This window comes from Candidatus Dependentiae bacterium (genome assembly GCA_026389015.1).
Lineage (GTDB): Bacteria > Babelota > Babeliae > Babelales > Vermiphilaceae > JAPLIR01.
In genome coordinates this window covers 1-19,094 of the sequence record JAPLIR010000022.1, presented here as the reverse complement: position 1 = coordinate 19,094, position 19,094 = coordinate 1, and the positions used below count along the sequence as shown (strand labels likewise).

General features: G+C 42.4%; 20 protein-coding genes and 2 pseudogenes. 13 read left to right on the top strand and 9 right to left on the bottom strand.

Going from position 1 to position 19,094, the window contains the following annotated elements:
- Positions 1–397 precede the first annotated feature (397 nt).
- The 3 genes and pseudogenes from NTX86_03890 (at position 398) to NTX86_03880 (ending at position 4,317) form a co-directional block, all read left to right on the top strand.
- A pseudogene (locus NTX86_03890) lies at positions 398–1,135 on the top strand (hypothetical protein).
- Positions 1,136–1,767: 632 nt separating this feature from the next.
- Positions 1,768–2,487, top strand: a pseudogene (locus tag NTX86_03885) (collagen-like protein).
- Between the two features lie 462 nt (positions 2,488–2,949).
- Entirely contained in the window at positions 2,950–4,317 is a 1,368-nt protein-coding gene (locus NTX86_03880; protein MCX5922443.1) for a collagen-like protein, read from the top strand.
- A gap of 88 nt (positions 4,318–4,405) precedes the next feature.
- On the opposite strand, the gene NTX86_03875 is transcribed toward NTX86_03880, so the two are convergent.
- Positions 4,406–5,797 carry a glycosyltransferase gene (locus NTX86_03875; GenBank protein MCX5922442.1) on the bottom strand — a complete coding sequence of 464 codons (1,392 nt, stop codon included), beginning with the start codon at positions 5,795–5,797 and terminating at the stop codon, positions 4,406–4,408.
- Positions 5,798–5,982: 185 nt separating this feature from the next.
- On the opposite strand from NTX86_03875, the gene NTX86_03870 reads away from it, so the two are divergent.
- Genes NTX86_03870 through NTX86_03850 form a run of 5 tightly spaced genes read left to right on the top strand, consistent with a single transcriptional unit; the run spans position 5,983 to position 10,638 of the window.
- Entirely contained in the window at positions 5,983–7,176 is a 1,194-nt protein-coding gene (locus NTX86_03870) for a hypothetical protein (protein ID MCX5922441.1), read from the top strand.
- Positions 7,173–8,135, top strand: a complete 963-nt coding sequence (locus NTX86_03865) for a hypothetical protein (protein ID MCX5922440.1) — start codon at positions 7,173–7,175, stop codon at positions 8,133–8,135. The genes NTX86_03870 and NTX86_03865 overlap by 4 nt, the downstream gene beginning before the upstream one ends.
- A gap of 47 nt (positions 8,136–8,182) precedes the next feature.
- Positions 8,183–8,905, top strand: a complete 723-nt coding sequence (locus tag NTX86_03860) for an FkbM family methyltransferase (protein MCX5922439.1) — start codon at positions 8,183–8,185, stop codon at positions 8,903–8,905.
- Positions 8,906–8,914: 9 nt separating this feature from the next.
- Positions 8,915–9,754 (top strand): glycosyltransferase, encoded by an 840-nt coding sequence (locus NTX86_03855; protein ID MCX5922438.1) that lies wholly within the window; start codon positions 8,915–8,917, stop codon positions 9,752–9,754.
- 53 nt (positions 9,755–9,807) lie between these two features.
- Positions 9,808–10,638: a glycosyltransferase gene (locus NTX86_03850; GenBank protein MCX5922437.1), complete on the top strand. Its 831-nt coding sequence runs from the start codon at positions 9,808–9,810 to the stop codon at positions 10,636–10,638.
- Between the two features lie 75 nt (positions 10,639–10,713).
- Here NTX86_03850 and NTX86_03845 read toward each other — a convergent pair whose 3' ends face one another.
- From NTX86_03845 to NTX86_03825, 5 genes are read right to left on the bottom strand one after another with little or no spacing between them, the layout of a single operon-like run.
- On the bottom strand, positions 10,714–11,661 hold the full coding sequence (locus tag NTX86_03845) for a hypothetical protein (GenBank protein ID MCX5922436.1): 948 nt from the start codon (positions 11,659–11,661) through the stop codon (positions 10,714–10,716).
- Positions 11,662–11,699: 38 nt separating this feature from the next.
- A complete protein-coding gene (locus NTX86_03840; protein ID MCX5922435.1) occupies positions 11,700–12,476 on the bottom strand; it encodes a hypothetical protein in 777 nt (258 codons plus the stop codon).
- Positions 12,477–12,515: 39 nt separating this feature from the next.
- Entirely contained in the window at positions 12,516–12,656 is a 141-nt protein-coding gene (locus tag NTX86_03835; GenBank protein MCX5922434.1) for a hypothetical protein, read from the bottom strand.
- Positions 12,653–12,955: a hypothetical protein gene (locus NTX86_03830; GenBank protein MCX5922433.1), complete on the bottom strand. Its 303-nt coding sequence runs from the start codon at positions 12,953–12,955 to the stop codon at positions 12,653–12,655. The genes NTX86_03835 and NTX86_03830 overlap by 4 nt, the downstream gene beginning before the upstream one ends.
- Positions 12,956–12,981: 26 nt before the next feature.
- Positions 12,982–13,257, bottom strand: coding sequence for an AbrB/MazE/SpoVT family DNA-binding domain-containing protein (locus tag NTX86_03825; GenBank protein ID MCX5922432.1), 276 nt, complete (start codon positions 13,255–13,257; stop codon positions 12,982–12,984).
- 155 nt (positions 13,258–13,412) lie between these two features.
- Here NTX86_03825 and NTX86_03820 point away from each other — a divergent pair, with 155 nt between their 5' ends.
- From NTX86_03820 to NTX86_03810, 3 genes are all read left to right on the top strand, one after another.
- Positions 13,413–14,480: an FAD-dependent oxidoreductase gene (locus tag NTX86_03820; protein ID MCX5922431.1), complete on the top strand. Its 1,068-nt coding sequence runs from the start codon at positions 13,413–13,415 to the stop codon at positions 14,478–14,480.
- A 30-nt stretch (positions 14,481–14,510) separates the two neighbouring features.
- Positions 14,511–14,942, top strand: coding sequence for an alternative ribosome rescue aminoacyl-tRNA hydrolase ArfB (arfB, locus tag NTX86_03815; protein MCX5922430.1), 432 nt, complete (start codon positions 14,511–14,513; stop codon positions 14,940–14,942).
- A gap of 124 nt (positions 14,943–15,066) precedes the next feature.
- A complete protein-coding gene (locus NTX86_03810) occupies positions 15,067–15,756 on the top strand; it encodes a hypothetical protein (GenBank protein ID MCX5922429.1) in 690 nt (229 codons plus the stop codon).
- A gap of 89 nt (positions 15,757–15,845) precedes the next feature.
- On the opposite strand, the gene NTX86_03805 is transcribed toward NTX86_03810, so the two are convergent.
- Positions 15,846–16,241 (bottom strand): hypothetical protein, encoded by a 396-nt coding sequence (locus NTX86_03805; protein MCX5922428.1) that lies wholly within the window; start codon positions 16,239–16,241, stop codon positions 15,846–15,848.
- A 143-nt stretch (positions 16,242–16,384) separates the two neighbouring features.
- Between NTX86_03805 and NTX86_03800 the strand changes: the two genes are divergently transcribed.
- Positions 16,385–16,954 (top strand): DNA-3-methyladenine glycosylase I, encoded by a 570-nt coding sequence (locus NTX86_03800; GenBank protein ID MCX5922427.1) that lies wholly within the window; start codon positions 16,385–16,387, stop codon positions 16,952–16,954.
- A gap of 98 nt (positions 16,955–17,052) precedes the next feature.
- On the opposite strand, the gene NTX86_03795 is transcribed toward NTX86_03800, so the two are convergent.
- Positions 17,053–17,322: a hypothetical protein gene (locus NTX86_03795; protein MCX5922426.1), complete on the bottom strand. Its 270-nt coding sequence runs from the start codon at positions 17,320–17,322 to the stop codon at positions 17,053–17,055.
- Between the two features lie 145 nt (positions 17,323–17,467).
- Positions 17,468–18,220, bottom strand: coding sequence for a class I SAM-dependent methyltransferase (locus NTX86_03790; GenBank protein ID MCX5922425.1), 753 nt, complete (start codon positions 18,218–18,220; stop codon positions 17,468–17,470).
- Between the two features lie 192 nt (positions 18,221–18,412).
- Here NTX86_03790 and NTX86_03785 point away from each other — a divergent pair.
- Positions 18,413–19,094, top strand: a 682-nt coding sequence (locus NTX86_03785) for an NAD(P)-dependent alcohol dehydrogenase (GenBank protein ID MCX5922424.1), incomplete at its 3' end; no start/stop codon positions are given.

Here is a 19,094-nt window from a genome sequence, read left to right as displayed (position 1 = left end):
CTATTAACCAGCCTACAGCAAAAAAGAGGTGCGTCAACACCACCCCTTATAACACGGCTTGATCAACCGATTGCCTCGCCAAACAACATCCCCATAAAAATACGACTGAAAAAGAAGGTTTATTGACACGGGCACACCCAACTTTCTACTCTAACTGTATACGTGACACAGCTAACCCATTAAAAAAGGAACGTAGGACATGCAGAATTTCTATCGCGCTCTCATGCTCATGCTCTTGGCATGCGTAACCACCAATACACTACCAGACACAATCGATGACTACGATGATGACATCACGCGAGGCTGCAACCCCGTCAAGTTTTGTAATCTCACCGTCACTTGTACCGTGGCCGCAAAAATATTAATCGTCAATGGTATGAATATTGCTGACCTTGTCGGCATAACTGGTGCTACCGGAGCCACTGGCGCAACGGGAGCAACTATTACTGGACCAACTGGAGCTACCGGAGCCACAGGAATTACTGGCCCAACGGGCGAAACCGGCCCAACGGGGTTTATCGGCATAACAACCACCGGCCCAACTGGCCCCATAGGCACCGTCGGAAGAACTGGATTTATAGGGGCTACCGGACCAACTGGCGGCACGCAAACTGGCCCTACTGGTCCAACCGGAGCAACCGGCGCTACTGGCGCAATGGGCGACGCAGGCCCAACCGGTGCGACAGGCGAAACTGGCGCTACTGGTCCAACTGGCCCTACGGGAGCCACCGGAGCAGCCGGCGGCGCACAAGGCGCAACAGGACCAACCGGCGCAACGGGTTCAACCACCGGCGCTACAGGGCCCACTGGCGCCACAGGAGCCCAAGGAACAACCGGACCCACGGGAGTGAGGGGCGCAACAGGTTCAACCGGCGCTACTGGCATTACTGGTGATGCTGGTGATGACGGCGCCAAAGGAGCAACCGGCGCTACAGGCACTACAGGAACAACGGGCACTACTGGAACAACGGGCACTACTGGTATTACTGGCGCAACTGGAACAACTGGAGCAACAGGCCCCACAGGCATTACCGGCGCTACTGGTAGCACAGGAAACCGCGGAGCTACAGGCGCCACAGGAGCCACGGGAGCAGCTGGCTCGGTTGGCCCTGCTGGTGCTGCTGGTGCAGCTGGATACTATGATTATGCGTATGTCTATAACTTAGGAGCAGCAACTATCCTACCTAGTGGCGACGTTTCATTTGATACAGCGGGACCTATGACTTCGATTTTTTCTTTGACCGGAGGAAACAAAAACCTCAATATAAGTATTGCCGGCACCTATGCTGTTTGGTGGGATGTTACAGGCGTAGAAGCCAATCAATTTTCATTAGCCGTAGATAACAACGTAGCAGGCGGAAGAATATATGGGTCAGGTGCCCCCAACCAACAAAACACTGGTTTTGCTATTTTTTCCACCGCAGGACCAAGCATCCTCAATCTAAGAAATTTAGTTTCTACTGTTGGAACAATCACCCTGCAAACAAATGCAGGCGGAGTATTCACAAACGTCAATGCATCACTGCATGTGCGAAGGCTCGCTTAAAAAAAGGAACTACAATGCTACAAATAAAAAATATAATCATCCCATTATTATGCATGACGTCATCGCTCAAATCTCTCAATGAACATGAGATGACGATCCTGATGGCCGAAGATGCCATTACCCGTGCATGCAAACAACCAAGATTTTGTACCCTTTCAGTAACCTGCACCTTAAACGCTGGCACCGTACTGGTCAATGGTGTTAATGTACAAGATATTCTTGGCATAACTGGCAGCAAAGGCGAAACTGGTACCATAGGAGCCGCTGGAAATACAGGACCAACTGGCGCCACCGGCGCAACAGGTGCCTACCCAACAGGACCTACCGGGGACACAGGTCCAACCGGTATTATAGGTGCAACGGGAGATACCGGCCCAACAGGCCTTACCGGACCACAAGGTAGCCAAGGACCACAAGGCGAAACAGGACCCATCGGAGCAACGGGAGAAACTGGCAGCCTTGGCATTACCGGCGCCACCGGCGCAACGGGCATAGCACCAACTGGCGCTACCGGCGCAACAGGCCCAACAGGACCAACGGGACCCGTGGGAGCAATTGGTGGCGCAACGGGCACGCAAGGTTTTCGAGGAGCTACCGGCAGCCCTGGCCCTACCGGCCCAACAGGTGCTACCGGCGCCACAGGAATAACAGGCTCAACGGGAGCTACCGGCAACATCGGTGCCACTGGCGCCAAAGGAGCAACCGGCTCTACTGGAGAAACCGGAGCAGTAGGAAATCTAGGATCATTTGGCGCTATTGGTGCCTCAGGAAAAACCGGCACGACAGGCACAACGGGAACAACTGGCGCTACAGGCACAACTGGCATCACCGGCGCAACAGGCGCGACAGGAAATACTGGAGCTACAGGAACAACCGGCGCAACAGGAGCAACAGGAGCAACAGGACAGACTGGCGTTCAAGGCGCCCAAGGACCAGCAGGCACGAATGGTGCTGCTGCACCATTAGATTATTTTTATGCCTATTACGACAATGGTAATTTCAGCGGCACGGGAGATTTTCCTTATATCGAGTTTGGTCCAAGCACCTCTGCTTTCACACCGGTGGGAGGGCCACCGCAATATTCGTCCATTAGAATTAACACAACAGGAACTTACGAATATTGGCACTCCTTCACCAATAATAACGCCTTTCAAATGAAGTTACGCCTGTTGACCCCCCCCTCAACTTTTACGGATATACCTGGAACTCTCTATGGCTCTGCATCAGCCAACCAACAAAACACAGGCCACGGGATTTTTACCGCATCAGCAGGACAATCCTTGTCACAGTATGCTTATAACGTCGTAGGTATTCCACCCACTGGCGGATCGGCATTTAATGTTAGCTGGTCGCTCCTTATCCATAGAGTTTCGTAAAATAATATTTAAAAAGGAACCCACATTATGTACACCATTTATCGCAACCTCACCCTCCTCACCATATTTATCTGGTGCGGGCAAACACAAGCTTACCATGACGACTACGACTATACGCTTGACGAAATAACCAGAAGCTGCAGAAATCAAACCTATTGCAACCTCTGCATCACCTGCACCCTTGCAGCACAAACATTACTCGTCAACGGCATTGATATCACCAACATTCTTGGCGCTACCGGCGCAACAGGACTCACGGGTACTACTGGCGCTACCGGAGTTGGCCCAACAGGAGCGAGCGGCATAACCGGTGCTTCTGGTCAAACAGGCGTAACTGGTCCCACCGGGGCAACAGGTGATACTGGAACTGGACCAACGGGTGCACGAGGGCCTCGAGGGGATACTGGCCCAACCGGGGACACCGGCATCACAGGCCCAACCGGTGTTGGCGCCACGGGTGACACTGGCGTTACTGGCGCCACAGGAGCAACCGGCGCTCCTGGCATTACCGGTGCCACGGGATCTGTAGGGTCGTTGGGGTTTGGACCAGCCGGTGCCACGGGCGCAACGGGTGATGTTGGCCCAACGGGACCAACTGGCGACACAGGCGCTACCGGATTTGGCATTACCGGAGCAACAGGATCAACAGGTGCAACAGGCATTACCGGTGCTACCGGAGCAACGGGCCTCACGGGAATTGCCGGCATTGCTGGCGCCATGGGAGCGCTTGGCACTAAGGGCGCAACAGGAGCAACAGGATCAAGAGGACTCACAGGAACCACCGGCACAACAGGAGCCACTGGAACAACTGGTATTACAGGTATTACTGGAACTACGGGTCTTACAGGAACTACAGGAACTAAAGGAATTACTGGCATTACTGGTGCTACTGGCACCACCGGAGCACAAGGAGCACAAGGCTCGCAAGGAGCCCAGGGCCCAGCAGGCCCTCAGGGAATTACTCCATTAGGCGCTTTAGATTATGCCTATGTGTATGATGATACGACTCAATCAGTTGCTGTTACAAGCACTAAATCGTTCAGTTCCAATGGGCCTATAACGACAGGCTTCTCTCACGCACCAGCTACAGGAAACATCACTATTAATACGGGAGGACTTTTTGAAGCTTGGTTTTCTGTTACAGCAACAACTGCAAATCAATTCACTTTATATCGAAATGGCTCTCCAATTAGCTCCCCAACTAGCGCGTCCGCACGCTATGGATCAGCAGACGTCAATCAACAAAATACAGGATTTGTAATATTTAATGCTAATGCAGGTGACATGATCACTCTCGTTAATGACACGTCGGCAGGTGCAGTCACCACCACACCTACAGCTGGTGGAACACTAACAGGCGTCAGCGCATCAATACTCATAATCCGCATTGCTTAGTACACTGCTAAAACAAAAATGCCTCTCTTGCTATACGGTTCAACAACCTGCAAGAGAGGCATTTTTTTATCTCATCATGATATCGATTTTACCAGCCCCACATGTGACGATACTGCGCTACGACACGTTGATTTTCATGATGACGTCGTGCTGCTTTCGCTGAATCTTGATCGGTAGAAAGTCCATGCGGATTTTGATAAAACAGCCCTGCAATACCCGGAACTTTTTTAAAACGGACACCATGACTTGCTAATCGATTCCAAAATTCATAGTCCCCCGCAGAAATAAAGGTCTCGTCAAACCAACCGTGCTCACTATGCAACGCTTTGCGCCACATTGGTTGTGGTCCTGGCTGACAATGATTCATGCGTTCTGGGGCAAATTCATCGGAACATATGACGCCATACCTACTATTACATTCAAATGTTTCGTTCGGTCCATAGGTTACGTACACATCTGAGTATACCAAGTCGATCGTAATGTCGTCTTCCAATACGCGTGCATGTGTTTCGAGTGATTCAGGATTTCGACGGTCATCAACATTCGAATTGGTTACTAAATCAGCGCGCGCGATACTAATCGCATAGTTCCAAACAGCATACAAGCCAGGGTCTACGGCAAGTCGTTCATACACAATGTTAGGATACAGCTCACAATATGCTTTAATAATCGGCTCTTCATTATCAGGAGAATTTGCATTGATAATAATCAATTCACACTCGTTGAATATTGTCTGCCGCACGATATCAGCCAAAAATCCTTCGATAAACTCATCGCCTTTATACAACGATGTGATAATAGAAACACGTGGCTTTACGTACGGAGTCGATTGTCCGGAATATTTGCCATCGTACTGATAAAAATAATAAGGGACATCAATGACGGCCTCTGTTTGCAAAAGTCCTGAATGGGCCATGTCTAAGGTCCATGAACGATCTTCACCATAATTATTTTCGGGGAATAAAAATTGTAATGCAATAGATCGCTTGACTGGATTTAAATGATTTGGTGGACGTAAATGCACGCCATTTTCTGTGCAATATTTATTGTTATATTCTATTGAATGTATAAATGTTTCTGGATTTTTTCCATTCGTGGTCATGACTCCAACAAGACTCACGCAATCAGGAGATTGCAATAACTTTTCATAAATCATAGGCACATAAAAATCATGCACATCATCATCATCATCTACACAACACACATATTCTGCTTGGCTTTGTTGCAATAGCGCGTTTCTTTTAAAACCAATTGAATGTTCGCGATTATCTTTGAAAAATAATACCTCAACCTGATCGGAAAGATTGTTAACTAAAATTTGACGCTGTAACTTATTATAAATTCTTTTAAAACTCTCTTTACGCTCTTCCAGCGTGCATATCAGAATACTCCACATTTTTGTTTTCGGCGCATCTGCTAACGTAACACCAGAAAATATATATATAAACAACCACGCTACCAACACTATTTTTCTGCCCACTATCAGACCTTTCTTTTATTTTTTTACTCCTCAAAACAACCAGAGGATACTACCATCTTTTGCCAGCTCAAGCTACTCATAACACTCAAATCATTTGATTCATAGCATCATGCGATGCTTGACAAACTTTTTTTATATTGGTTTAGTGTAGAACAATTTATTCATCTATATATACAGGAGAGCGCATGAAGTTTAAATCACTATTTTTTATCATCATTTTATTCATCCAATCCATTTCTTGTGACCCATTACTCGTAACCGTACTTATGGTAAAAAATGAGGCTGGTTCCATAGAAGAAACACTGCAGCCCTATATCGACGGCGGCGTAAAACATTTTGTTGTCTTTGATACGGGCTCAACCGATGGCACACAAGACATCGCACAATCATTATTTAAAAAATATGATATTAGCGAAGGTCACGTTGTTGAAGAACCTTTTATTGATTTTTCAACCTCCCGTAACCATGCACTTGATGCCGTAGAGGGGATTTTCCCTGATGCAACATTCATGCTCATGCCCGATGCAGAATGGTATATGCATAACGTTGAAGAATTATTAGAGTTTTGTAAAACTGTTAAGCACAGCAATGAAGGATCGTACCTTGTATCCATCAAAAACAGTGCAGTCTCATTTTACACCAGCCGACTGATTCGCTGCAAATGTGGCGTAAAATTTGTAGGCGCAGTACATGAAGCACTCAACCAAGTAAGCGTCATTAAAGCTCCTGACAGCGCGTATTTTGAATGGCGTCCATCACAAGTCGGTAAAGAAAAATCTGCACAACGCTGGCACCGCGACCTACAACTTTTATTAAAAAGTTATATCGAAGATCGCCGCGATCCACGCACGTTATTCTATCTTGCACAAACATACGAAGCACTCGATGATCTTGAAAATGCATTTTTGTTTTATAAAAAACGTTCTGAAATTCAAGGTTGGGACGAAGAAAACTACGTCACGACGTATCGTTTAGCAAGAGTTGCAGAAATGATGGAATCAAAAGATGAACCAGAAATAGTTTCTGATGCCGTAAAACTTTACTTAAAAGCCTTCACCATGCGGCCCCACCGCGCTGAACCTCTTATTAAAATAGCGCAATATTATCGCCATAAAAACAATATGCCGCTTGCCTTTATTTTTGCTTCACGCGCCGTAAAAATTCCTTACCCAGTCCAAGATGTTTTGTTTGTCGAAAAATATATGTACGACTTTGAACGTTACGATATTTTGGGCATATGTTCTTGGTATATCGGTGAATACGAAACAGGTGAATGGGCCGTACTTAAAGCACTTGAAGTTAATCCACGGGCACAACATTTACACTTTAATTTGAGACTCTATATTGAACGTAAAATGACCCAAAAAGATCCGCTATGAACAAAATAAATCTCTGCCTTATGTTTCTTTTATTAAGCGCATCATATGACATTCAAGGACACAATGATACTGCACCCTTTGACAATCAACATACCCAAAATAATTCCCTGAATGACAGCCGTCATTACTATTGTACTGCTGCCGATGGAGATTATTTTACAATGCTCATGAATTTAATAGGGAGTATCCACAAAAACGATTTTGATAATCTTGGTACAATCGCCATATTTGATCTTGGCCTGCCACCAGAAGCAAGAGCACACTTGTGTACTATCGAAAAAGTTATTGTCTGTGACGTCGAAAGAAAAAACCCACATATTTTACAATACTTCAGAACCAATCCCGATCAACTCATAAAACGTGGTTGGTTCACCTGGAAGCCCGTTGTCATTAAACAAGCTTTAGACATGTTCCCTCACATTTTGTACCTGGATGCCGGCACCACGGTGTTACAACCTTTAACCGATCTCTTTAAACACATTCGACAACATGGATCATTTTTTTTGAACACCGGCGTTCCCATTGAGCCAAGAATAACAAAACCAGTTTTTGAAAAAGTTATTGCTCACATGAGCCCTGCAGAACAAGATCTATGTTCAGATGAAAACACTACATCCATTGATGGAGGAGTTCAGGGACTGAGCCATGCTGTATACGATGACTATGTGCTGCCCATGTACAATTTAGCTTCTGATTTGACAGTATTTATGGACGATGGATCTGCCAGAATAGGCTTTGGAGAAGGCCGCCATGACCAAACATTAGCAAGTATTTTTGTTAACGTATTAGGCTATAGAATGTTTCATCATGGTTGGAATGTACTCACTATTGATGGCAAGCGTTCACCAATACATATTCACTGGAGCTGCAGACAAATCAACACCTTCACATCTCTATTTCGATCAAGGAATAATATAGATATTGCTCATTATGAAACATTTATCCGTTACAAAAAGTAAGTTAACAAAACTTCACCATGTTAACTCTTGAAAAAAAAGGCACCGCCATGAAAAAAATCCACGTTATCGCTCTGCTCATAACAGCAATGAACACAACATACACAAACTACTTACAACCATTCTTTCCGTATTATAGTCAATGCGGACAGGATAAATTTCTTAACGAACACCTATTCAAAAACAAAAGAAACGGCGTCTTTGTGGACGTTGGAGCACACGATGGCATCTCTTACAGCAACACCTATTTTTTTGAAAAAGAATTGGGTTGGACCGGTCTATGCGTCGAACCTCATCCTCAAATATTTCCGCAACTAAAAAACAATAGAAGCGCAACATGTTATGCATGCTGCATAGGAAATGCCGACGAACCTGTAGACTTTATGCAAGTGAGTGGCGCACCTGAAATGTTAAGTGGCATAGCCGAACTGTATGATGCTCGCCACCTTGAACGCCTTAAAAGAGAAGTGATATCAAATGGCGGTCAAATAGAGATAATCAAAATACCGTGTCGCACGCTCAGCGCACTCCTTGAGGAAAACAATTTATTTGAAGTAGATTTTTTATCAATTGATGTAGAAGGCGCGGAAAAAAACGTATTGCTTGGCATAGATTTTAAACGATTCACCATAAAGTGCATTATTCTTGAAAACAACTTCCCCGATAAGTTTGCCGACATTAGAAATATATTAATCAGCAATGGCTACAAACATTACCAATCCCTAGATTTTGATGAAATCTTCACGTTATCCACTATCGACGTAACGGCATAAGGAATTACCATGCACCAAATTTTAAAATTTTTGACACGAGCAGCGGCCTTGCTTGTCTCACTCAACATTCACAGCAATCAACAAACTTTTAATGCACCGGATGAACATGGCGAGCGCAGCATAGTAGTCGTAATAGCAAGCTATAAAAACCAAGCTTGGTATAAACAAAATTTAGATTCGATTTTCACCCAAAACTACCACAACTATAAACTCATCTATATTGATGATTGCTCACCCGATGGCACCGGTGATTTAGTAGAACACTATGTTGCAGAAAAAGGCCAAACCGATCGCGTTACGGTTATAAAAAACAGCACACGTGTTGGCGCACTGGCTAATTATTATACGGCTATTCATATGTGCAAGGACAATGCCATTGTAGTCCAAGTTGATGGCGACGACTTTTTGGCACACCCTACAGTATTGGCAAAAATTAATGATGTCTATGCTGACCCAAACATTTGGTTCGCTTATAGCCAATTACTTCTTTGGCCCGCTAACACCATTGGGTGGAACCAACCATATACTAAAAACAATAGTCTATACGGCCCTCGTGGTGGCGGACCTTCACACGTACGAACATTTTATGCAAAGTTATTTAAAAACATACAACGAGAAGATTTACTCTATAATGGAGATTTTTTTTCAATGGCGTGGGATACGGCAATAATTCTTCCTATGGTAGAAATGGCCGAAGAAAAACATATCGCATTTATTCCTGAAGTACTCTACATCTACAATGACATCAATCCCATTAACGATCACAAAATCGATAGAACATTACAAAAAAACCTTGATGCATTCATTAGAAACAAAACACCATACGAACCGCTGGAAGTTCTTTTTTAACTAAACACACAACAAATCATGTCTATAACATTTTAAAAAACAGGTTAATCATTATGCTACACATCTTATTCATCACCGCGGCACTTATTGCCCCACTTATTCTCAACGGTAACTCCTCATCTTTCAATGCAGCTGATGAACGGGGCGAACGAAGCATAGTAATTGTAACAACAAGCTATAACAATAAGATATGGTATCAAAAAAACTTAGAGTCTATTTTTAAACAAAACTACCACAATTACACAGTCATCTACGTTGATGATTGCTCACCCGATGGCACCGGGCAATTAGTAGAAGAATATATACAAAAAAACAATCAAGGACACCGTACAAAACTGATTAAAAACAGTGAACGAATGGGCGCTCTAGGAAATTACTATAAAGCAATTTGCATGTGTAACGACACAGCTATTGTAGTACAACTTGACGGCAGCGACTTTTTAGCCAACGATCAGGTATTATCAACCATTAATGACGTCTATGCCAATCCAGATGTTTGGTTCGCCTACAGCCAATTTATGATGTGGCCAGCCCAACGACATGGATGGAATCATGACTATCAAGAAAGACATAGTGAATATGGCATTCGTGAATGCTTCCCATCACACCTCCACACTTTTTATGCAAAATTATTTAAGCAGATCAAACTTTCTGACTTAATGTACAAAGGCGAACTTTTCCAAATGGCATGGGACGCTGCACTCATTCATCCTATGGTAGAAATGGCCCAAGCACAACACATCGCGTTTATTCCAGAAATTTTATACTTGTACAACGATGCTAATCCAATTGGCGATGATAAAGTTAACAGGCCATTACAACGAGAACTAGAAAAATTTATCAAAAATAAAATGCCATACGCGCCACTGGAAAAATTGTTTTAGCGGTATATAAAAACTTAAAAACCCCCGAACCTCTGTTCAAGAAGTTCGGGGGTTTTTATTGTTATACAAAATTCCTTAAAACAGCACACCAACGCTAGCCCAATAGGTGTATATTCTGGTATCAAACTTTTTAGACCATGATGCGTTAAAACCAGCACCAATCGCTACCAATGTCTTTGCGTCAGGAGTTTTTTCCAACACATGAAGACCATTGATAAACAAACTGTGACGCACAAATGGCGCACTAATAGTAGTAGATTTTTTTAAAAGTACCCCTTGATTGGCAAAGAATGTAGGGTTATAACCTGCCTCAACAGCATTTCTTTTATATCGATACTTTAAGGAACCAAGAACATCTATTGTTTCTCCAGGTTGAATTTTGGCACCACAGGGCAAGATAGGGAACCACTCTCGTGCAAAGAAATGTATAAACCTCGTTTGGAGAACAGCAATCAAACTTTTCGGCTTTGACTGTATAAAGCTGTATGACAATTCTGCTCCAAAACCCGCACCAAAAAGTCGGGAGCCGACAGGAACAGTATACACCTCATCAGCAGTCACTTTCCAGCGTGTAGGAATACCTGTAAGCCCATAGAGCACAAATTGCAGATCATCGTTAAGAAAAAAATTATATCCACCAGCAAACACAATGTCATCCAAACCAACACGGGAGTTATTAATCGTACGCGTTCCCGTAGCGCGTACACACTCTCCCTCGAGGCCCGTTGTAACTTCAAGCCACCACTCTTTGGTTGGAATCCAGCGAAGATCAAAAAGAGCACCCGCTATAATATTTTTTTCATGCACACAGGTGCCATCTGGCACATCGATCTTTCTGGTGCGGGTTGAAACGATAGGAGCACCCGAAAAGGCCCAAAAGCCTTTGTCATCTTTATGCAATACCGCATTCAGATTCAATGCGCGCCTTACTCTCATGTTATACACCAATGTTGAGGCATTACCTTCTTGACAATCGACCAGAAGAGCGATTACAAAATATAAAAAAATTATTTTTACTTTCATTACTCTTTATCCTTTACTACAGTAGTATATGCATAACATTAAAAAACAAGACCAAAATCAGCCCAATACGCGAATAATCTCGTTTTAAAAAACTTTGACCATCCCGGGTTAAGACCAACTTCGACGACCACCATGGTTTTGGCTTGCGAAGATGGAACAAACACATGAGCAAAGCTAATAGATACGCTATGACGAACAAATGCAGGCACTTCAACCGTTGAATCTTTTAAGAGAAATGCTTGATTGGTAAAAAATGTGGGGTTATAGATGAGTTCAACAATGTTTTTCTTATGTCTATATTTTAATGACAGAAGAGCATCAGTGACATTGCCTGGCTGAATCTTGGCGTCACATGGCAGAACGGGAAACCATTGTCTGCTAAAAAAATGCAAAAATCTCGCTTGCAAGGTACCAATCAACATTGTTTCCATTGAATTTATGAAACTATAAGAAAGCTCTCCTCCTACGCCCGCACTAAAAAAACGAGTACCCACTAAGGTGGTATACACCTCTTCAGGGGTTACTTTATAGCGAGTAGGAAACCCTGCTAGCCCATAAAGCACAAACTGCCAATCGTCCGTGATAAAAAACCTGTGGCCACCCGCTAGTACTATATCATCAAAACCAAAACGGGATTTGTTTGCCTCGAAAGTACCTTTTGCGCGTGTATGTTCTTTTTCCAAACCGGTTGTAACTTCAAACCACCACGATTTAGAGGGGATATACTGCACGTTAAAAATGGATCCACCTATAATATTCTTTTCGCGAACACATGCGCCAGCTGGCAAATCTATTGTTCTAGAACGCGTTTCCAAAACAGGGGCTGCCGAAACTGTCCAATTTTTTCATCATCTTTATGTAACACAGAACTCAAATTCAGCGCGCGCCTGACTCTCATGTTGTACATCAGTGTTATTGCGCTTATTTCTTGATAGCACCCCAGAAGGACGATTCCAAAATATAGAAAAATTATTTTTGCTTTCATTACTCTTCATCCTTTATTATCGCCTTGGGCAATCTGAGGTTCGATAGTATCATCATCATCAGATTCTGCATCATCAGGCATCAAGAGCAATCCTTGCTCCGTAATTTTTGCTATCACACTCTTTTTAAACTTACAGTAGGCGATAAGCGCTTTTGGCAATCGTATTCCGTAAGAAGTCCCTATTTGAATAATCTTAAGCTTTAACCCTTGAGTATATTTAGACGCTGAATCTGTAGTTGCATATCCCGGTATAAATTTTGTACAACCGATCATTAAAATGATGATCCACAGCATTTCTTCTATCTTCATACTCACCCCACATTAATAAAGCATGTTTACCACTCAACATCTTTTTCAGTATCGGGCAGAAGCACTGTTGCTTCCACGCTTGGACTTTCTTGTTTTTTTAGTTTGCCAGATCGTGCCTTAATGGTTGTTTTATAAGCGCCTTCCCAACCAATGTGATTAGATTCTGTAGGATCGGGCATTAATAATAATCCTTGATCGGTGACTTTGATAATCACGTTTTCTTTGAAATTACATTGCAAAATAATTGCCTTGGGTAACCGTATGCCTAAGGAATTTCCCGTCTTAATAATCTTGAGTTTCATATCATACCTCTTTGCTATTTGAGATGACAATGTCATCTCATCGTCATCTCGCTAAACCTGTAAACTACCTTTAAATACACAAACATCTTAAATCTATGGTATACTCTACCATGAAGTCCATAATCCTTTAAACTAACTAAAAAAATGCCACGTTCTTGAATACAAAAAAAATCATTCACCTCACCCCACCCCGCATAACTCCTGAACATATTAAGGAAAAGATAACCTGCATTCGCGCACACCGCGAACGAATATTTCAGGTGTTCACCCAAATGCACGACAACAAATTAGTCTGTCATAATTATGGACATGGTGGCGCTGGTTGGACTTTTCTTTTTGGTTGCGTTAATGAATCGATCAGTCAATTTGAAGATGAACATTCACGCAATGCAACGTTACAAAACAAGTCCATTGTCGTCATTGGTGCTGGATGCTACGGCCTACTCACCGCAATTATGTTAAGGCGTAAAGGACATACTGTCCATATCATCGCCAAAGAAACAAAAAACATTCCATCAAATAAATCCGCTGGTTTCTTTTTTCCACGCCACCGTAAATCGTCTACAACGCACGAAAAGGCAATCTTTCAAGCCATGGGTATGGAATCATATAAAACGTTCTTGGAAATAATCAATGGCACCCACCCCTTCATTAAACAAGGTCCAAAATTATTACCCGCTTATTTTGGTCTTGATATCGACCCTGGCTTTGCGCCGTATATTGAACAAGGACTCGTACAACAACCAGAGCAGGTGACCATCGATTTTAATAATGGCAAAACGTATGAAGCAATGGCCTACCACACGGTGTTTATTAATTCAGCTGCGATCATGCAAGAGTTACAACGTAATGTTGATGAACTCAATATCTCAATTGAAAAAAAAGAAGTATCATCTTTTGATGAATGCAATGAGTCAATTATTTTTAATTGCGCCGGCCTTGGAGCAAAAACACTCACAGGCGATAAACGCTTGATTCCTGTTCAAGGACATCTCATTACGCTAAAAGACCAATCACCTCTAGATGAACTTCAATATATGATTAATGTTAAAGTCGTAATGACCGATGCACTGGGTAAAAAGCGCGACGAATTAATCTATTACGCGCCGCGAGAATCGGGAATTCTTGGCATTACCTTCAAGCGTGGAGAAGATTCACTCACCACTAATCACCATGAATTTGACAGGCTGTTACAGCGGTGCCAAGATTATTTTGGTGAATGAACCTAAATTTTTTTTAAAAAAAAGGTAACCATGAAGCTCGACGTACCTGTCAAAAATGGCATAACAATTCCAGAATACGAACTTGAGATAACCACGAGTAGGTCAGGTGGTGCGGGAGGGCAACATGTTAATAAAACTGACACACGTATTACCGTGCGTTGGAATGTAAAGAACACCACGATATTAACACCCGAACAAAAAGAACGTGTGCTCACTAATCTTGCATCGCGCTTAACCGCTGATGGCGATTTAATTATTCACAGCAGTGAATCACGCAGCCAAACACAAAACAAAGAAGCAGCACTAGCACGCTTGGCACAAGAGATACGCAAAGCGCTCTATGTGCCTAAAAAACGCATGAAGACTAAAGTATCAAAAGCAAAAAAAGAAGCCCGACTGCATGAAAAAACACACAGGGGCTCCGTCAAAAAATTGCGCAGTAAAAAAATTTACGAAGATTAATTATTCTTCCATGCCACACCAAAACAATAAAAATCTCAGACGTTACGTCTCTTGACTTTACTCGACCATCAATACTATTTTTTTCATGAGGTCATCATTATTACTTTATAAAAAGGAGGAGTATATGAATAACAAAAAAATTGTTTTATTGTTATTGCTGTCTTGCGTTCTACCGACTCATAAGTCTCATGCGCAGAGTCGATCAACTCGTGTTCCAAGAGGATTAAATAACGATGAACCATCACCTGATTCATTTGTATATCTTTCTCCTCAAGTACAAAATGCTTTTTTGATGTTAGAGGAGTCATTACCCGATTATCACTGGTCGCAAGAATTCAGAAATTTATGCGACGATATTGACGACGCAGCAAATATTGTACCCTACAAATTAACCATGCACATCATTAATGAATGCTTAGCCGTGATTGCAACGCATGAATGCGGCTTGCCGTTGAATGATCTCAAATCGCACATTTATGAATATAAAAAAATAGTCGCATCGGGTGCTTTTTGTATAGAAACTGATAATGTTACCAATGATGCACCTACAACAAGAAAAAAAGCAAAAAAAATCTGCAAATTACGTGCTGGTAGATTAAGCGTTAAAGATTTGAATATTTGTGGCACAATAACTGTTAATGGTGTTGATGTCACAGAAATAATCGGCAGAACTGGAGCGACAGGTGCGACAGGAGCTGCAGGAAACACAGGAGCAACTGGTACTACAGGCGCAACAGGTGCCACCGGATCGATAGGTGTCACAGGAGCTACTGGAGCTACTGGCGCAACAGGTGCCACCGGAGTTGCTGGATAATTAAAAAAATACCAAAAACACTCAATAATAAAACAAGGTATATCGAAAATTTTTCCGATATACCTTGTTGATTATAAAAAAATATTAATTTAGCAGCAAGATTTTTCAATACATTCATCGCATGCTTCTAGGCATTCGCGACATGCCTCTATACCTTGCATCATGATTGCCTGACAATCATGCTCTGCTGGCTTACAATCATTAATACATTCTTCGCACAACTTTATGCAATCGTAACATTTTTTTATGCATCGCTCACATGCTTTGCAGAAAGTTTCGTCTTTGCATGTTTGCATAATTTCTTTGCATACTCTGATAACTTCTTTGCATGCATCTATAGTTTTTTTACTTTGTTGAATGCATGCCTTATCGTCAGAGTCACCTTCATCGGGTGAGCAACACTCGGTTCCGCATTCTTGATACGCTTCTATGCATAATTCACAAGCAAGAATACATCGATCGAAAGTATCAGTATATTTATTCATAACTATCCCTTCTTCATATTTTTTTTACATTCTACCATGGAAAATGATACAAATCTTATAATGAAGAAGTCAACACAGGCTCATGCAAATGTGATATAATCAAACCAAACATAAAATATTGTACGTATAATAAGGACAAACTCATGCCTCAAGAAAAAATACGTTGTTTTGGCAATGGCGCTGGCAAAGAATTTTATGCAGAATATCACGACAACGAATGGGCAATTCCGGTACATGACGATCGCCATTTATTTGAAATGCTCATCCTAGAAGGCGCACAAGCAGGACTAAGTTGGGAAACAGTGCTTAAAAAACGAGAGGGTTATCGCACAGCATTTCATAATTTTGATCCGCGCAAAGTTGCGCTCATAACTGATAGTGAACTCGAAGCCTTGCGTAATAACCCAGACATCATTCGCAATCGATTAAAGATTTATAGCACGCGTCAAAATGCACAGGCGTTTTTGAAGATACAACAAGAATTTGGTTCTTTCGATACGTATCTCTGGAAATTTGTACACGGCAAACCAATTAAAAATAATTGGGCGACTATACAAAATGCGCCAACCTCAACACCAATAAGCGATGCACTATCAAAAGATTTAAAAAAAAGAGGAATGAATTTTATTGGCTCAACTATTATGTATTCGTTTATGCAAGCAATTGGCATGGTGAACGATCATAGCATTAACTGTTGGCTGCATTCCATATAATATAATCCAATTTACCGGCACACGAATCACTATAGAAAACAATCACCCGCAATCTCCAAAAGAATTAGAGATTGCGGGTGAAAATTGATTACATCGATTTAGTAACTTTCAGATGTCTCTTTGACAGTTACTGTCTTACTTTTTTTAGGATGGGCTTTCTTACATTCAGACCAACACATACCTTTGCCTTTACCACGGCTCCAATTCAAAACATTGTGATGGTAGTCACGGCAATTATCAAGACACTCTCCATAATCACTGCCACGATCAAATTTTTTGCCTTCAGTTTCTTCTGCTTGAGTAAGAGCTGAGGCATTTTGCATTGCAAACAACCCCAACACCGATAAAAGCATTATTTTCTTGAACATACATACTCCTTAGTATCTTAAAATATTAAAAATATACTCTCTACTAATAATTATATTTCAAATTGAATAATAAAATCAAGAGTAAGAGATAGAAATTCAAATCTAACCTGGAAAAGGAATAAAAAGACTGTATAAACCAGAAGAATTATCGTGATTTTTTGAACACTGCACGCGCATGCACAATACGAGATGGAGAAGCTTCACGGAATGATTCTTCGTATATCTTAACAACTTCAAAACCTGCTTGTTCAAGCAATGTCGTTAAATCTAAATCGGTATACCACACAAGTCGAATCAGCTCCTGCTCTTCCTGCAAGACAATGCCGTCGACCATAAGCTCATAAATACAAAAAGCTTCTACGATTTGCTCTTGCTGGTGCATGACATAGTACGTAGTAAGCCGAATTATGGTATGACTATCAACATGTGCTATACGTGTTGACTGATAACCTGTTTGCACATCAGGCACAAAAATATCAATCAACAAATCACCGCCCTCAACCATGTGAGCATGGAGATTTTTAAGCGCTGAAAGTGCAGCAGCTCGATCGACAATCAATTGAAAAGAAGCAATAGCAATAGTCACCGTTTTATAGTTGTGCTCAGTCGAAAATTCTTCAAGCGACTGCTGATACAATGTTGGCGTTAAATGCAATGCAGCGCATCGCTGACGGCAACGCTCAAGCATATGTGCCGAACTATCTACCCCATCAACCTGATAGCCCCGTTGCAACAATGGAATTTGCAAACGACCTGACCCGGACATTGCCTCCAGCACCCTTGAGTCTTTATCCATAAACGAGGCATAAAAAGAGACTTCATGCTCCGGAGCATACGCTTCGACGGTGTCATAAAAAAGGCTGCACAGGTTGCCATAGGCTTGGAGTTTTTTGTTCATAATATCTACCGTTACACTACCTGAAAAATCTGACTACTTGAATGCCTCTAATTATATAGGTCGACACACCACATCACAATAGTTTTATTGTTCGTATCTTGACAACACAGGGTCACTTTATACTACAGTTTTTATGAACTACCCTTCGCCCCCTTCCTTTCTTTATGCAACTATTTTTCAGGAGAACTATCGATGATTAAGACACAAGGCTATGCCGCACAATCAGCAACTTTCCCACTCAAACCATGGGAATTTGAACGACGCGAACCAGCATCACATGACATTCACCTTGAAATTTTATATTGCGGGATATGCCACAGCGATATACATCGTGCACGTAATGAATGGCTGGATACACGCTATCCGATAGTGCCCGGTCACGAAATAGTAGGACGTGTAGTAGAAATTGGTGACAAAGTAACCAAATTTAAAATAGGCGACAGAGCGGCCGTAGGAGCCATGGTTGGCAGCTGCCTAAAATGCGATGCATGCAAGGCGGGCTTAGAACAGTTTTGCAAAAATGGCTTTATTGAAACGTTTAATACCTTTGATAAAAATACGGGCAGCGTAACCTATGGCGGCTATGCAACAAATATAGTAGTTAGCGAACAGTTCACCCTCCACATTCCCGATGCCTTTAAAGACCAGGATCTACCAGGCATAGCACCATTACTCTGTGCTGGCATTACGACTTACTCACCATTGAAATACTGGAATATTGGCGCAGACAAAAAGGTTGGGATTGTTGGCATTGGTGGCTTAGGACACGTAGCAGTAAAATTAGCTCATGCACTAGGAGCAAACGTCACGGCAATCACTACAACGCCAAGTAAAGAATCAGATGCCACACGATTAGGCGCAACAACAAGCATTC

Bases quoted from the DNA above. Each gene is read 5' to 3' on its own strand.
- NTX86_03880 (MCX5922443.1), top strand. From the start codon at position 2,950: ATGTACACCATTTATCGCAACCTCACCCTCCTCACCATATTTATCTGG.
- NTX86_03870 (MCX5922441.1), top strand. From the start codon at position 5,983: ATGAAGTTTAAATCACTATTTTTTATCATCATTTTATTCATCCAATCC.
- NTX86_03865 (MCX5922440.1), top strand. From the start codon at position 7,173: ATGAACAAAATAAATCTCTGCCTTATGTTTCTTTTATTAAGCGCATCA.
- NTX86_03860 (MCX5922439.1), top strand. From the start codon at position 8,183: ATGAAAAAAATCCACGTTATCGCTCTGCTCATAACAGCAATGAACACA.
- NTX86_03855 (MCX5922438.1), top strand. From the start codon at position 8,915: ATGCACCAAATTTTAAAATTTTTGACACGAGCAGCGGCCTTGCTTGTC.
- NTX86_03850 (MCX5922437.1), top strand. From the start codon at position 9,808: ATGCTACACATCTTATTCATCACCGCGGCACTTATTGCCCCACTTATT.
- NTX86_03845 (MCX5922436.1), bottom strand. From the start codon at position 11,661: ATGAAAGTAAAAATAATTTTTTTATATTTTGTAATCGCTCTTCTGGTC.
- NTX86_03835 (MCX5922434.1), bottom strand. From the start codon at position 12,656: ATGAAGAGTAATGAAAGCAAAAATAATTTTTCTATATTTTGGAATCGT.
- NTX86_03830 (MCX5922433.1), bottom strand. From the start codon at position 12,955: ATGAAGATAGAAGAAATGCTGTGGATCATCATTTTAATGATCGGTTGT.
- NTX86_03825 (MCX5922432.1), bottom strand. From the start codon at position 13,257: ATGAAACTCAAGATTATTAAGACGGGAAATTCCTTAGGCATACGGTTA.
- arfB (MCX5922430.1), top strand. From the start codon at position 14,511: ATGAAGCTCGACGTACCTGTCAAAAATGGCATAACAATTCCAGAATAC.
- NTX86_03810 (MCX5922429.1), top strand. From the start codon at position 15,067: ATGAATAACAAAAAAATTGTTTTATTGTTATTGCTGTCTTGCGTTCTA.
- NTX86_03805 (MCX5922428.1), bottom strand. From the start codon at position 16,241: ATGAATAAATATACTGATACTTTCGATCGATGTATTCTTGCTTGTGAA.
- NTX86_03800 (MCX5922427.1), top strand. From the start codon at position 16,385: ATGCCTCAAGAAAAAATACGTTGTTTTGGCAATGGCGCTGGCAAAGAA.
- NTX86_03795 (MCX5922426.1), bottom strand. From the start codon at position 17,322: ATGTTCAAGAAAATAATGCTTTTATCGGTGTTGGGGTTGTTTGCAATG.
- NTX86_03790 (MCX5922425.1), bottom strand. From the start codon at position 18,220: ATGAACAAAAAACTCCAAGCCTATGGCAACCTGTGCAGCCTTTTTTAT.